At 76.1% G+C, this 14,182-nt stretch carries 10 protein-coding genes, 1 tRNA gene, 1 other RNA gene and 1 pseudogene; 7 read left to right on the top strand and 6 right to left on the bottom strand.

The window, feature by feature from the left end:
• Nucleotides 1-31 precede the first annotated feature (31 nt).
• The gene (locus BM048_RS18620) at nucleotides 32-277 is read right to left on the bottom strand and encodes a hypothetical protein (protein WP_090031236.1); all 246 of its coding nucleotides are present in this window, start codon (nucleotides 275-277) and stop codon (nucleotides 32-34) included.
• A gap of 653 nt (nucleotides 278-930) precedes the next feature.
• Nucleotides 931-1,194 (bottom strand): annotated as a pseudogene (locus BM048_RS18615) (ferric reductase-like transmembrane domain-containing protein); the annotation flags it as partial.
• Between the two features lie 439 nt (nucleotides 1,195-1,633).
• Here BM048_RS18615 and BM048_RS18065 point away from each other — a divergent pair.
• From BM048_RS18065 to BM048_RS05250, 7 genes are all read left to right on the top strand, one after another.
• Entirely contained in the window at nucleotides 1,634-1,831 is a 198-nt protein-coding gene (locus BM048_RS18065; protein WP_175499288.1) for a hypothetical protein, read from the top strand.
• 39 nt (nucleotides 1,832-1,870) lie between these two features.
• Nucleotides 1,871-1,967: signal recognition particle sRNA small type (ffs, locus tag BM048_RS05275), an RNA gene on the top strand.
• A gap of 96 nt (nucleotides 1,968-2,063) precedes the next feature.
• A complete protein-coding gene (locus BM048_RS05270) occupies nucleotides 2,064-5,303 on the top strand; it encodes a DNA polymerase III subunit gamma and tau (protein ID WP_090031233.1) in 3,240 nt (1,079 codons plus the stop codon).
• 104 nt (nucleotides 5,304-5,407) lie between these two features.
• On the top strand, nucleotides 5,408-6,007 hold the full coding sequence (gene recR / locus BM048_RS05265) for a recombination mediator RecR (protein ID WP_090031231.1): 600 nt from the start codon (nucleotides 5,408-5,410) through the stop codon (nucleotides 6,005-6,007).
• Nucleotides 6,008-6,103: 96 nt separating this feature from the next.
• The gene (locus tag BM048_RS05260) at nucleotides 6,104-6,688 is read left to right on the top strand and encodes a DUF5063 domain-containing protein (protein WP_090031345.1); all 585 of its coding nucleotides are present in this window, start codon (nucleotides 6,104-6,106) and stop codon (nucleotides 6,686-6,688) included.
• A gap of 145 nt (nucleotides 6,689-6,833) precedes the next feature.
• Nucleotides 6,834-8,114: an aspartate kinase gene (locus BM048_RS05255; RefSeq protein WP_090031230.1), complete on the top strand. Its 1,281-nt coding sequence runs from the start codon at nucleotides 6,834-6,836 to the stop codon at nucleotides 8,112-8,114.
• The gene (locus BM048_RS05250; protein WP_090031228.1) at nucleotides 8,111-9,190 is read left to right on the top strand and encodes an aspartate-semialdehyde dehydrogenase; all 1,080 of its coding nucleotides are present in this window, start codon (nucleotides 8,111-8,113) and stop codon (nucleotides 9,188-9,190) included. Before BM048_RS05255 ends, BM048_RS05250 begins: the two co-directional genes overlap by 4 nt.
• Before the next feature lie 42 nt (nucleotides 9,191-9,232).
• On the opposite strand, the gene nagA is transcribed toward BM048_RS05250, so the two are convergent.
• The 4 genes from nagA to BM048_RS05230 all read right to left on the bottom strand — a co-directional run bounded on the left by nagA (nucleotide 9,233) and on the right by BM048_RS05230 (nucleotide 14,121).
• Nucleotides 9,233-10,381 carry an N-acetylglucosamine-6-phosphate deacetylase gene (gene nagA / locus BM048_RS05245; protein WP_175499286.1) on the bottom strand — a complete coding sequence of 383 codons (1,149 nt, stop codon included), beginning with the start codon at nucleotides 10,379-10,381 and terminating at the stop codon, nucleotides 9,233-9,235.
• Nucleotides 10,382-10,490: 109 nt separating this feature from the next.
• Nucleotides 10,491-10,564, bottom strand: a tRNA-Pro gene (locus tag BM048_RS05240).
• Nucleotides 10,565-10,672: 108 nt separating this feature from the next.
• Nucleotides 10,673-11,701, bottom strand: a complete 1,029-nt coding sequence (locus tag BM048_RS05235) for a metallophosphoesterase (protein ID WP_090031225.1) — start codon at nucleotides 11,699-11,701, stop codon at nucleotides 10,673-10,675.
• Nucleotides 11,698-14,121 (bottom strand): transglycosylase domain-containing protein, encoded by a 2,424-nt coding sequence (locus tag BM048_RS05230; protein WP_090031223.1) that lies wholly within the window; start codon nucleotides 14,119-14,121, stop codon nucleotides 11,698-11,700. The genes BM048_RS05235 and BM048_RS05230 overlap by 4 nt, the downstream gene beginning before the upstream one ends.
• Nucleotides 14,122-14,182 lie beyond the last annotated feature (61 nt).

Here is a 14,182-nt window from a genome sequence, read left to right as displayed (position 1 = left end):
ACAGGGAGAGGAGGATGCGACGCACGGTGACCTACCAGCTGTAGCTCTCGACGTGGACGGTGGACGGGTCGGCGCCGGCGGCCAGGACGTCGGCGACGACGGCGCGGCTCCACGCGGGCGGGCCGCAGACGAAGACGTCGTGGGCGGGCAGGTCCGGGACGAGCCGTCGGACGGCCTCGGGCCCGGGCACGTGCCCGAGCTCCGCGGGCAGCCACGACGTGCCGGTGCGTGACCGCGGGCCGGGCAGCTCGACCAGGCGCAGGCCCGTGTGGTCCACGAGCCAGCGGGTGTCGGCGCGCAGGGGGACGTGCTCGGGGCTCCGCGACCGCAGGACCAGCGTGTCCGCGCCGGGCTCGTAGGCGTTGTCCTGCAGCAGCCCGACGAGCGGGGCCGCCCCGGCGCCGGCCGCAACGCCGCGATGCGCCGGCGGGTGCGGGTGCTGGTCGTCGTCCGGCCGTACGGGCCCTCGACCAGGACGGGCGTGCCGGGGCGCAGCGTCGCCAGGCGGGCGCCGTCGTCGCCCCGCAGGTCCACGGTGACGCGCAGGCCGGCGGTGGTGGGCTGACCGGACAGGCTGAGGGGGTGCCCGCGCGTCCAGCCGGCGCCGGTGCGGAACCGCCAGACGAAGAACTGGCCGGCCTCGGCGCGCAGCCGGGCCAGGTCGCGGCCCGTCACCGTGACCGTGAGCAGGCCGTGCCCGTCCGGGACCGCGGATGCGACGCGGAAGTCGTGCCGACGGGAGACGACCAGCGGGACCGCGACCCGCCACACGAGCACGGCCACCGCCGCCGCGCCCCACAGCCCCCACCAGTAGGCGGCCGCCCAGGGCCGGCCGACGAAGCTCGTGCCGGTCCAGAGCTGGTGCGGCACCGCCAGGCCCGCGCCGAGGTAGGCGTACAGGTGCAGCAGGTGCCAGGACTCGTAGCGCAGCCGGCGCCGCGCCGCCCGGACGGAGGTGACGACGACGAGGACGAGCAGCGCCGTGCCCGCGGTGGCCAGCAGCATGCCGGGCAGGGTGAGGACCATGCTCACCGCCTCGGCGACGAGCCCCTTCCCCTCCGCCATCGCGTAGGACACGAGCAGCGTGGCGAGGTGCACGCCCAGCAGCCAGAAGGACGTGAACCCCGCCCAGCGGTGCCAGCGCACCAGCCGGTCCTGGCCGACGGCGCGCTCCGCCCACGGGATGCGGGCCATGCCGAGCACCTGCAGGAGCAGGAGCGCGGAGGACCACAGCCCCGCGAGCCGGCCGACCGAGCCCAGCGCCGCCGCCGTCCCACCGAGCAGCGCCGCCGGGCCGCCCGCGGTCGCCCACAGCGCGGTCACGACGAGCCCGTGCGCGCCGACCGTGCCGGCGACGGCATCGCGCCACCAGGCCCGGCGGACCGGCGGCAGGAGGCGGGCGACGTGGGGGCTGGGGGCCGGCACAGGGGTCGGCGCAGGGGGCGGGGCGGGTGGTGGCGCGGACGAGCCGGGCGCGGCGGGCAGGGTCGGCGCGGTCATCGGCGCTCCTCGAGGAGGACGGGAGGCCCCCGGACGGAGGGCGACGAGCCGAACCTCGTGCGCGTCGCTGTGCGGTCGCTGGGACGACGCCCGGACCGGGCTGCGTGGACCGACGAGGTGAGAGGGTGGGCGCGTGCCGGTCCGACCCCTCCTGCTGGCCGCGGTCGTCGCGGTGGTGTTCCTCGTCGCCCTGCGGGTGCTGTCGGGGGTGGTCGCGTGGCAGGACGTGCCGGTCGCGCTGGTGTTCGGGGCGCTGTTCGCGGCCGTCGACCAGCTCCGGCGGCGCATGGCCGACAAGGAGCGACGGCTGCGGGAGCGCGGCGGACGGTAGCGAGGGTGCCCGCCGCGTCCGGGGCTGGGCTATCCTCGTGCCGACCCCTCGTGCGGCGTCATCCCGCTGAACCCCCCCAGGGCCGGAAGGCAGCAAGGGCAGGTGGGCTCTGGCGGGTGTGCGGGGGGTCCTCGCACGTCCGGGGGTGACGCGGGCCGTCGCGCCGAGCACGCCCTGCACAGGGGGCGGAGGGCCCCTGCCGGATGTCAGGGGCGGCACGTAGGGTGCGGGCGTGACGACAGCCCTGTACCGGCGGTACCGCCCCGAGACCTTCGCGGAGGTCATCGGGCAGGACCACGTGACGGCCCCGCTGCGGCAGGCGCTGCGCACCGGCCAGGTCAACCACGCGTACCTGTTCTCCGGCCCGCGCGGGTGCGGCAAGACGTCGTCGGCGCGCATCCTCGCGCGCATCCTCAACTGCGCGCGCAACACCGCCGAGCACCCGACGGACACCCCCTGCGGCGTCTGCGAGTCCTGCGTCGAGCTGGCCCGCGGCGGCCCCGGCAGCCTCGACGTGGTGGAGATCGACGCGGCCAGCCACGGCGGCGTCGACGACGCGCGGGAGCTGCGCGAGCGCGCGACGTTCGCGCCCGCCCGGGACCGGTTCAAGGTCTTCATCCTCGACGAGGCGCACATGGTCTCGCCGCAGGGCTTCAACGCGCTGCTGAAGATCGTCGAGGAGCCGCCGCCCCACGTCCGCTTCATCTTCGCCACCACGGAGCCGGACAAGGTCATCGGGACCATCCGCTCGCGGACCCACCACTACCCCTTCCGTCTCGTCCCGCCGGACGTGCTCGTGCCGTTCCTCGAGACCGTGTGCGGGCAGGAGGGTGTGACGGTCGGTCCGGGCGTGCTGCCGCTCGTCGTGCGCGCCGGCGGAGGGTCCGTCCGGGACACGCTGTCCGTGCTCGACCAGCTCATCGCGGGGTCCGACGAGCGCGGGCTGCAGTACGAGGGGGCGGTCTCGCTCCTGGGCTACACGCACGCCTCCCTGCTCGACGACCTCGTCGACGCCGTGGCCGCGCGCGACGGCGGGGCGGCCTTCCGCGTGGTCGAGCGCGTCATCGCGACCGGGCACGAGCCGCGGCGCTTCGTCGAGGACGTGCTGGAGCGGCTGCGGGACCTCATCGTCATCGCGGCGTCGGGGGACGCGGCCGCCGCCGCCCTCGGTGACCTGCCGGCGGACCAGCTCGCGCGCATGCGGGCGCAGGCGCAGCACCTGGGCATGTCGGAGCTGTCGCGGTCCGCGGACCTGGCCAACGCCGCGCTGACAGAGATGGTCGGGGCGACCTCGCCGCGCCTGCACCTCGAGCTGCTCATGGCCCGGCTCCTGCTGCCCGCCGCCGACGACACGCACGTCGGCCTGGGTGCGCGGCTCGACCGCCTCGAGCGCGTGCGCGCCGCGACGGACCCGGCGCCCTGGCCCGACGAGGGGTCGACCCCCGCCCGACCCGGCGCGCGCGTGCCGGCGGACCCGACCGCCACCGCTGCGCCCTCGGGTGCCGCCGGTGCGGTGCCGCTGGGACGCGTGCGCGTGCCGGAGGAGGCCTCGCCCGCACCGGCCACCCGCCCGGCGGCGGCGCCGTCGCTACGCCCGCTGCCCGTGCCGGTCGTCCCCGGGAGGACCTCGGTACCGGCGACGCTCAAGCCGGCGACACCCGAGCCGGCGACGCCCGAGCCGGCGACGCCCGAGCCGGCGACGAGCGAGGCGGCGACGAGCGCGCCGAGGACGAGCGAGCCGACGACGACCGCGCCGAGGACGAGCGGGCCGACCACGAGCGAGGAGCCCGAGCGGGCATCGGCTCGTGCCGGAGACGCTGACAGGGCCGACGACCGGACCGACGACCGGGCCGCCGACCGGCCCGTCGACGACGCCTCTGCCGCCGGTGCCGAGGTCGTCGAGCCCGTCGTCGCCGACCCCGCGGCGGCGGTGAGCGGGCCGGTCGGGCAGGACACGGAGATGCTGCGCCGGCGGTGGCCGGAGGTGCTCGAGACGATGCGCGGCCTGCGCCGGGCCACCTGGATCCTCGTGAGCCAGAACGCGCAGGTCCAGGACCTCGACGCGACGACGCTGCGCCTGTCGTTCCCGACCGCCGCCCTCGCGGACACCCTGCGCGTCGGCGGGCACGCGGACGTCGTCGCACGTGCGGTGCGGGAGACGCTCGGCTTCGACGTCCGCGTCGACGGGGCGGCCGGTGGCGCAGCCGGTGCGGGGCCGGCAGCGGCACGTCCGTCGACAGCGCCGCCCGCGGCGGCAGCCACGACCGCGAGGTCCGGTGCGATGCCGCCGGCTCACGGTGCCGCACCGCTCGGCGCGACCGCCGCGCCGGCGACGCCGCCGCCCGCGACGAGCCCCGCGTCGACGCCGCCCGCGATGACCGCGGCGTCGACGCCGCCCATGCCGCGCGGTCGGCAGGACGCGTCCCGCACCGGCGGCGAGCCCGAGGACGCCCCGGACGAGGACCCCCACCCGGACGAGGACCCACACTCGGAGGAGGCCGCCGCCGGTCCAGCTGCCGACGCCCGCGGCGACGACGCGGGACGGCGTGACGTCGAGGGCGACCCGGATCCGGACCCCGCTCAGGAGCGCCCTGGTCCGACCGCGGTCGTGCGCGCGCCGGGTGTCCTCTCGCCCGAGGAGGCCGAGGCGTCCTGGGGCTTCACCGTCGCGCCGGTCACCTCGTCCCCGCCGGCTCCGCGGACGTCGGTCGCCTCCACACCGACGGCACCGTCCGCGCCCGTCCGGGCCGCTCCGGCCTCGAGCGGGTCGGCCTCGGGCGCCCCCGCTGCGACCCCGCCGTTGGCACCGCGCAGGGCGGGGAGCGCGGACGACTCGCGCCCGGAGGGGGCCGGGCCGGCGGACCGCACGCGACAGGACGGACCGACCGACCGCCCCGAGCCGGGGTCGGACCGGACGGCGGCAGGATCGGGACGCACCCCTCGCCCCGCCCCGGCAGGGCCGGCGGCTCCGGGTGCGCGGGACCCGCAGCCGGGGTCGCACCTCGACGACATCCCCTTCGCCGACGAGGAGCCGCCCGAGGACGACGGGCCGCCCCCGCCGGAGGACACGGGGTGGCGCCGCCAGGCCGCACCTCCGAGACCTGCAGCGGACGACCGGACGGCCGACCCCGCACCCCGGGCGGCGCGCTCGTCCGCCCCCTCGATCACGCGGCTGACGACGCCTCCCCCCGTCTCCCGACCCGGCGCGCCGGCCCCGTCGGGGCCCGCGACGTCCGCCGCCACCCGTGCGCCCGGTGGTCCGACGACCGCCGCCGCCGGTGACCAGCCCACCGGCGGAGCCGCGGCGGCGACGCGCGGACGCCCGGAGGACCGGTGGGCGGCCGAGCTCGACGAGATGAGCCCCGACGACCCGGACGTCGGGCAGGCGGGCCTCGTCGGCGCACCCCTCGTCGCCCAGCTCCTGGGCGGTCGCGTCATCGACGAGGAGGTGGACGACGGCCTCGGCGGCTGACGGGCGTCCGGCGAGGCGGGCGGACCGTCCGGGGCACGGTGCTACCGCACGGTCCTGCGGCCCGGCGCCGCGGCGACGGGCCGGCCACGCCGTACGCTGACGGGGTGTACGAGGGCGCGGTCCAGGACCTGATCGACGAGCTCGGGCGGCTGCCCGGCGTCGGTCCGAAGAGCGCCCAGCGGATCGCCTTCCACGTGCTGGCCGCGGACCCGCAGGACGTCGCGCGCCTGGCGACGGCGCTGACCGAGGTCAAGGCGCGCGTCCAGTTCTGCGAGATCTGCGGCAACGTCGCGCAGGAGCCGCAGTGCCGCATCTGCCGGGACCCACGCCGCAGCCCGGCGGCCATCTGCGTCGTCGAGGAGCCGAAGGACGTCGTCGCCATCGAGCGCACGCGCGAGTTCCGCGGCCGGTACCACGTGCTGGGCGGCGCGATCAGCCCCATCGCCGGCATCGGCCCGGACGACCTGCGCATCCGCGAGCTCATGACGCGGCTGGCGGACGGCACGGTCACCGAGGTCATCCTCGCCACCGACCCCAACGTCGAGGGCGAGGCGACGGCCGCCTACCTCGGGCGGCTCCTCGTCCCCATGGGGCTGACCGTGAGCCGGCTCGCGTCGGGCCTGCCGGTGGGCGGGGACCTGGAGTACGCCGACGAGGTCACGCTCGGCCGCGCCTTCGAGGGGCGGCGCCGGCTGAGCGCCTGAGACCGGCGCCCGACGCGACACCTGACACGACACATCCGGCGACGACACCCGACGACGACACCGCACGACGAGGGGCAGGAGGACGGCGTGAGCGACGTGACGGCTGGGGCAGGGACGACGGCGGGGGACGGCGAGGAGCTCGGCGAGCTCGCAGACGTCACCGCCGAGGAGGCCCGCGCCTTCCTCAGCACCGTGACAGAGGTCGCGGCCGGGTCCAACCCCGAGCAGGCGCTGCCGCTGCTGCTGCTGGCCGTCTCGGACGTGCTGGCCATCGGGGCGCGCCTCGGGGCGACGACCGACGTCGTGCCCCCGTCGCGCTTCGAGCCCGACGCCGGCCCCGACCCCGACGTGGACCCGCTGCGCACCGGCCTGGCGAACGTCTTCGAGGGCGTGGACGAGTACCTCGAGGTGGTGGACCCGCTGCTCGCGCCGGAGGTCGCGGCGGCGACGGTGTCCGGCGCGCTCGCGTCGGTCGCGCAGGCGCTGGCCACCGGCCTGGCGCACCACGCCGAGGGCCGGCCGGTCGAGGCGCTGTGGTGGTGGCAGTTCTCCTACCTGTCCGACTGGGGCGACCGCGCCTCGAGCGTGCTGCGCGCCCTCCAGACGATGCTCGCCCACCTGCGGCTCGACGTGGACGACGACGTCGCCGCCGAGGCGGAGTACGACGCGCTGCAGCGCTGACCGCCTCCGCCACCCGCGGCGGCCGTCAGGAGCCGCTGCTCCCGCCGGCAGCGGCTGCGCGTCCGCATGACGGGAGCGCCCGCGGACGCCGAGGGGTCCCCGCCTACACTCCGGCACGTCCCCGCCCCCGCGTGAAAGCACTCCCGTGGCCCTCATCGTGCAGAAGTACGGCGGCTCGTCCGTGGCCGACGCCGACAGCATCAAGCGCGTCGCCAAGCGCGTGGCCGAGGCCCGGCGCGCGGGGCACGACGTCGCCGTCGTCGTCTCGGCCATGGGGGACACGACGGACGAGCTCATCGACCTCGCCCACCAGATGACCCCGCTGCCGCCGCAGCGCGAGATGGACATCCTCCTCACGGCGGGCGAGCGCATCTCCATGTCGCTGCTGGCCATCGCCATCACGAGCCTCGGCGTCGAGGCCCGGTCGTTCACCGGCCAGCAGGCCGGCGTCATCACCGACGAGGTGCACGGCAAGGCCCGCATCATCGACGTCACGCCGAGCCGCATCTCCGCCACGCTGGCCGACGGCGCGGTGGCCATCGTCGCCGGGTTCCAGGGCGTCAACCTCGAGACGAACGACGTCACGACGCTGGGCCGCGGCGGCTCGGACACCACCGCCGTCGCCCTCGCGGCCGCGCTGCACGCCGACGTCTGCGAGATCTACACCGACGTGGACGGCGTCTTCACCGCCGACCCGCGCATCGTCCCGACGGCCCGCAAGCTCGAGCGCGTCGGCTACGACGAGATGCTCGAGCTGGCGGCCAGCGGCGCCAAGGTCCTCATGCTGCGCTGCGTGGAGTACGCGCGCCGCTACGGCGTGCCCGTGCACGTCCGCTCGTCGTTCTCCACCCACACCGGCACGCTGGTGACGGACCAGCCCGCCCCGACACCCGAGGAGGCTCCGGTGGAGCAGCCCATGATCGCCGGCGTCGCGCACGACCGGTCGGAGGCCAAGATCACGGTCGTCGGCGTGCCGGACGTGCCGGGCAAGGCCGCCCGCATCTTCGGCGTCGTCGCCAGCGCCGGCGTCAACATCGACATGATCGTCCAGAACGTCTCCGCCGCCCGCACGGGCCTGACGGACATCTCCTTCACGCTCCCCGCGGCGGACGGCGCGGCGGCGCTGGCCGCCCTCGACGCGCGCCAGCCGGACGTCGGCTTCGACTCGCTGCAGTACGACGACACCATCGGCAAGCTCTCGCTCGTCGGGGCCGGCATGAAGTCGCACCCGGGGGTGTCGGCGAAGCTGTTCGGCGCGCTGTCGGACGCGGGCATCAACATCGAGATGATCACGACGTCGGAGATCCGCATCTCCGTCGTCACGCGCGCCGACTCGCTCGACGAGGCGGTGCGGGCCGTCCACACGGCCTTCGACCTGGACGCGGAGACCGCCGAGGCGGTCGTGTACGGAGGGACCGGACGATGAGCGGGCTCGAGGGCGCCGGGGCCGGCGGCGTGCGCGTCGCGGTGGTCGGCGCGACCGGTCAGGTCGGCGCGGTCATGCGCCGGCTGCTGGAGGAGCGCGACTTCCCCGTCGCGAGCATCCGGTACTTGGCCTCCGCGCGGTCGGCGGGCACCACGCTGCCGTGGAAGGGCCAGGACGTCGTCGTCGAGGACGTCGCCACCGCGGACCTGTCCGGCATCGACCTGGCGCTGTTCTCCGCCGGCGCCTCCGGGTCGCGCGAGCACGCGCCCCGCTTCGCGGCCGCCGGCGCGACGGTGGTCGACAACTCCTCCGCCTGGCGGCGCGACCCGCAGGTGCCGCTCGTCGTCTCCGAGGTGAACCCCGGGGCGCTCGACGAGATCCCGCTCGGCATCGTCGCCAACCCCAACTGCACGACGATGGCCGCGATGCCGGTCCTCAAGGTACTGCACGAGGAGGCAGGGCTGCGCCGCCTCGTCGTCTCCACGTACCAGGCGGTCTCCGGCTCCGGCCTCGCGGGCGCCCGTGAGCTCGACGAGCAGGTCCGTGCCGCCGTCGGGCAGGACACCCTCGCGCTCGTGCACGATGGGGGCGCGGTCGACTTCCCGGCGCCGCAGAAGTACGTCGCCCCCATCGCCTTCGACGTCATCCCGCTGGCCGGCTCCATCGTCGAGGACGGGCGCGCGGAGACCGACGAGGAGCAGAAGCTGCGCCACGAGTCGCGCAAGATCCTCGGCCTCCCCGATCTGCTGGTCTCCGGGACGTGCGTGCGCGTGCCGGTGTTCACGGGGCACTCGCTGTCGATCAACGCCGAGTTCGAGCGGCCGCTGTCGCCGGAGCGGGCCACGGAGCTGCTCGCGTCCGCGCCCGGCGTGCAGCTCGCCGACGTCCCGACGCCGCTCGTCGCCGCCGGGCAGGACCCGTCGTTCGTCGGGCGCATCCGGGCCGACGAGGGCGCGCCGGAGGGCCGCGGCCTGGCCCTCTTCGTCTCCAACGACAACCTCCGCAAGGGCGCGGCGCTCAACGCCGTGCAGATCGCCGAGCTGCTGGCCGGCCGCCTCGCGAGCACGCCCGCCTAGCGGCCGCTCGCCTCGCCTCGCCGCGGACGGACGGCCGCCGCCTCACCGGAGGCGGCGGCCGTCCGCCCACACGCCCTCCACGGCGAGCGCAGGACCCAGCACGACGAGGTCCGCCGCGAGGCCGGGCCGCAGCCGGCCGAGCCGGTCGTCGAGCCCGAGGACCCGCGCGGGCGTCGCCGTCAGCGCCGTCACCGCGGTGGCGAGGTCGAGCCCGACCTCCGTGACGGCCAGCCGCAGCGCGGTGTCCAGCGTGAGCGTCGACCCGGCGATCGTCGTGCCCCCGACGAGGGTCGCCACACCGCCGCGCACGAGGACGTCGAGGCCGCCGAGGCGGTAGCCGCCGTCCGGCGCGCCCGCGCCCGCCATCGCGTCGGACACGAGCGCGAGCCGCCCCGGGGCCGCCGCCGCCAGCACGGCGACCAGCGCCGGGTCGACGTGGTGGCCGTCGAGCACGACCTCGAGGGTGACGCGGGGGTCGCGCAGCGCGGCGACGACCGGCCCGGGGGCGCGGTGGTGGATCCCCGGCATCGCGTTGAAGGCGTGCGTGAGCAGCGTCGCGCCGGCGTCGAAGGCGGCGGCCGCGCCCGCGGCGTCGGTCTCCGTGTGCCCGACGGCCACGCGCACGCCGGCCCGGACGAGCCGATCGACCGCCGCCGCGGCACCCGGCAGCTCCGGCGCGAGCGTCACCTGGCGCAGCGTGCCGGCCGCGGCGTCGAGGAGCGCGTCGACGTCCTCGGCGAGCGGGGCGCGCAGGTGCCGCACCTCGTGCGCCCCGTGCCGCTCCGGCGACAGCCACGGCCCCTCGAGGTGGCTGCCGAGGACGAGCGGGTCCTCGCCGGCCAGGGCGGCGACCATCCGCAGGGTCCTCGCCAGCTCCTCCACCGGCCGGGCGACGAGGCTCAGCACCGCCCGGGTCGTCCCGTGCGCACGGTGCGCGGCCAGCGCCGCCCGCGCGGCCTCGGGCCCGTCGTCGTACGACGCGCCGCCCCCGCCGTGCCCGTGCAGGTCGACGAACCCGGGCACGACCAGCGCGCCGCCGAGGTCGAGGACCTCCCCGATGCGGACGTGCCCGTCGGGCGTCCCCCCGGTACCCGTCGCGGCGATGCGGCCGTCCTCGACGAGGAGCCAGCCGTCGGGCACCTCACCGTCCGCGTCGACGCGGTGGGCATGGGTGAGGAGGGTGGAGCTCACGGCCCCATCCTGCCGCGGACGTCTGCCGACGGTGTCGGCCCCGGGGACGACGGAGGGGCCGGACCTGGTGGTCCGGCCCCTCCTGCCCTCCTGACGGAGGATCCCTGGGTCGGGGTGGCGGGATTCGAACCCACGACCTCCTCGTCCCGAACGAGGCGCGCTACCAAGCTGCGCCACACCCCGGGGAGCCGGATCAGCATACCGGACCGCGCGCGCCGCCCGGACCACGCGCCCGCCCAGCGGTCGGACGGTCGAGCGGGCGGACGGGCGGGCGGGCGGCCGGACGGGCGGTCAGGCGGGCAGCAGCGTGAGCAGCGTCGCCTCGGGTCGGCAGGCGAACCGCGCCGGCGCGTACGGGGAGGTCCCCAGCCCCGCCGAGACGTGCAACCAGGTCGACCGGTGCCCGCCCGGGCGGTCGGGGCGCGGCCCGGGCCAGCCGTGCAGCCCCTTGGCCCGACGGCGGTCGAGGTCGCAGTTGGTCACCAGCGCGCCGTACCCCGGGACGCAGAGCTGCCCACCGTGCGTGTGCCCGGCGAGGACCAGGTCGGCACCGTCGGCGTGGAAGGCGTCCAGGACCCGCCGGTAGGGCGCGTGCGTGACCCCGAGGAGCAGGTTGACGTCACCGGCCGTGCCACCGTCCGTGCCACCGTCCGTGCCACCGCCCGTGCCACCGCTCGTGCCACCGACCGTGTCACCGCCCGTGTCGCCGCCGGTGCGCGCGTCGTCGGGACCGCCGGCGGGCGGGTACCGGTCGGCGTCGAGGTGGGCGTCCGACGTCCCGACGAGGGCCACGCGGCGCCCGTCGAGCGTGACGACGCCGCGGCGGTTCTCGAGGTTCGTCCAGCCCGCGTCCTCGAGGGTGGCGACGAGCTCGCGCCACGGGAGCGGCGTCGACTGGGCGGGCGCGCCCCGGGAGTCCGACCGCAGGTAGCGCGCGGGGTTGCGGGGGACGGGGGCCACGTAGTCGTTCGACCCCAGGACGAAGGCGCCCGGCCGGGCGAGGTGCGGCTCGAGCGCCCGCAGCAGCGCCGGCCCCGCCTCCGTGTGCGACCAGTTGTCACCGGTGTCGACGACGAGGTGCGGGTCGAGCGACGCCAGGTCGCGCACCCAGTCCACCTTGCGCCGCTGACCCGGCAGCAGGTGCAGGTCGGCCAGGTGGAGGACCCGCAGCGGCGCCTGGCCGGCGGGCAGCATGGGCACGGCGACCTCGCGCAGCGCGTACAGGTCGCGCTCGACGAGCGTCGCCCACCCCAGCGCCCCGGCGCCGAGGGCGCCGAGCGCCAGCGCGCCGCGCAGGAGCGGGTCGACCGGCCCGCTCACCCCTGCTGCCCGGGCGCGGGCTGCTGACCCGGAGGGGCACCCGCGCCGGCGTCCGCCGGAGCCGGGGGCGCCGTGGGCGTCGGCGACTGCCCGTTGGACAGCGTGAGCGTGATGGTCGCGCCCGCCGTGGCGCTCCGGGCGGACTGCTGGGCGACGGTGCCGGCAGGGTAGGTGGACGACACCTGCTCCTCGGCCACGCGGACCGTGAAGCCGGCGCCCTCGAGCACCGCGCGGGCCGAGGTCGCGGACCGGCCGAGCACTGACGGCACGCTCACGCGGCGGCCGACGACCTGCTCCTGCTCGGGGGCCGCGAACGCGGGCACGGGGATGCCGGCCATGGTCGCGTCCATGTACCGCTTCCACGTCGGTCCGGCGACGGTGGCGCCGTACATGTTGCGGATGTACCGCCCGGCGACGTTCACGCCCTGCATGGCGCGCATGCCCTCGGAGTAGCCGACCCAGACCGCCGCGGCACGCAACGGCGTGTAGCCGACGAACCAGGTGTGCTCGTTCTCCGACGTCGTCCCCGTCTTGCCGGCGGAGGTGTAGGTGGGGGCGCGCATCGACTTCGCGGTGCCGGTCCAGACGTTGCTCAGCGTGTAGTTGATGGCGTTGGCGTACTTCGGCTCGATCTGCTGGTGGCAGCCGGCGTCCGGCACGGGCAGCTCGGTGCCGTCCGCGTCGACGACCCGCGTGATCGCGACCGGCGTGCAGTACACGCCGCCCGAGGCGAAGGCGGCGAAGGCGCCGGCCATGTCGAGCGGGGTGGTGGAGTTCGAGCCGATGACGTTCGCGGGCAGGGCGTCGAAGGTGCCGGTGCCCGAGCGGGGGCCGCCTGCCTTCTCGACGCCGAGGTCCGCCGCGCCCTGCATGATGTTGCAGAGGTCGAGCTGCGTCGCCATGGTCAGGTAGGCGAGGTTGACGGAGTTCTTCGTCGCGTTGAGCACGCTCATCGTCCCGGCGCCGCCCTCGGCGTTGCCCGGGGTGTAGGGCGAGCTCGTCATGCGCTGGCCGCAGGCGCGGAACATGTTGTTGTTCAGCGGTCGCACGGTGCCGTTGACCTGGTCGCTGAGCGACCGGCCCTGCTTGAGCCACTCCAGCAGCGTGAAGGGCTTGAAGGTCGAGCCGGGCGGGAACCCGCCGCTGCCGCCGAGATCGAAGCCGGTGTTGTAGTTGACCGAGGTCTGGCGGTCGACGAGCTCGGCCGTGCTGTTGAAGACGCGGTTCTGCGCCATCGCCTTGATGTTCCCGGTGCCGGGCTCGACCACGACGATCGAGCTCGCGATGCCCGACGGGTCGTCGACCGGCACGCCGGCCTTCACGGACTCGTCCGCCGCCACCTGCTCGGTCGGCACCAGCGTCGTGGTGATGTCGAGGCCGCCCTTGTACAGCAGCGAGATCCGGTCGGACTCCGTCTCCCCGAAGGCCGGGTCGTTGCGGATGACCTGCGTGACGTACTGGCAGAAGAACCCCGAGCCCGCGACGACGTCGCCCGCGGTCATGCAGCCGTTCTTGATCTCCTGCACCCGCAGGGTGTCACCGAGCGGCGTGGCCACCCCGGCCGCGTACTCCTCGTCGGTGATGTAGCCCTGGTTGCGCATGAGCGTGAGCACGGTGTTGCGGCGGCCCTGCGAGCTCTCCGGGTTGCGCACCGGGTCGTAGCGCGTGGGGCTCTGGGTGACGCCGGCGATCGTCGCCGCCTCGAGGTACGTGAGGTCCGCGGCGGACTTGCTGAAGTAGTACTGCGCCGCCGACTCCACCCCGTAGACCGAGGTCCCGAACTGCGCGATGTTGAGGTACTTCTCGAGGATCTGGTCCTTCGTCTGCGTCTGCTCGAGCGTGATCGCCAGCTTCGCCTCGCGCAGCTTGCGGGCGTAGCCCTCGACGCCCTCGGCGCCGCGGGCCGCGTCGAGCGCCGCGTTGCGCTCGGCGTCCGTGTCCTGCTCGAGCGCCTGCTCCACCAGCACGTTCTTCACGTACTGCTGCGTGAGCGTGGACGCGCCCTCCTGGGAGTCCGTGAGGTTGTTGCGCACGAGCGCGCGCATCATGCCCTCGGGGTCGATGCCCGCGTGCTCGTAGAAGCGCCGGTCCTCCGTCGCGACCACCGCGTCCCGCATGGGCTGGGCGATCTGGTCGAGCCCGACGACCACGCGGTTCTGGTCGAAGAACGTCGCGAGCACCGTGCCGTCCTCGGCGCGGATGGTCGACTTCTCCGGCAGCGCGGTCTCGTTCAGCTCGCCCGGCAGCTCGTCGAACGCGGTCGTGCCCACCTGGGTGGCGGTGCTGGCGACGGCGACGGCGGGCAGCAGGAGACCGGCGGTCAGCAGACCGCCGACGCCGGCGACGAGCACCAGGCTCAGCAGCAGCGCCAGCGCCTGGAAGCCGGTGACGCGGCGCCGCGCGCGCGGGGGGTTGGGCATGTCGTCCAGGGTAGACGGGGGCACCCACGCGCCCGGGTCGCCCCCGCCGGACCTCCACCGG

Origin of the sequence: Cellulomonas marina (genome assembly GCF_900111925.1) — a bacterium.
GTDB lineage: Bacteria > Actinomycetota > Actinomycetes > Actinomycetales > Cellulomonadaceae > Cellulomonas > Cellulomonas marina.
Note: the sequence above shows the minus strand (reverse complement) of the source record. Positions and strands in the feature narration are given on the sequence as shown.

Bases quoted from the DNA above. Each gene is read 5' to 3' on its own strand.
- BM048_RS05230 (WP_090031223.1), bottom strand. From the start codon at position 14,121: ATGCCCAACCCCCCGCGCGCGCGGCGCCGCGTCACCGGCTTCCAGGCG.
- BM048_RS05250 (WP_090031228.1), top strand. From the start codon at position 8,111: ATGAGCGGGCTCGAGGGCGCCGGGGCCGGCGGCGTGCGCGTCGCGGTG.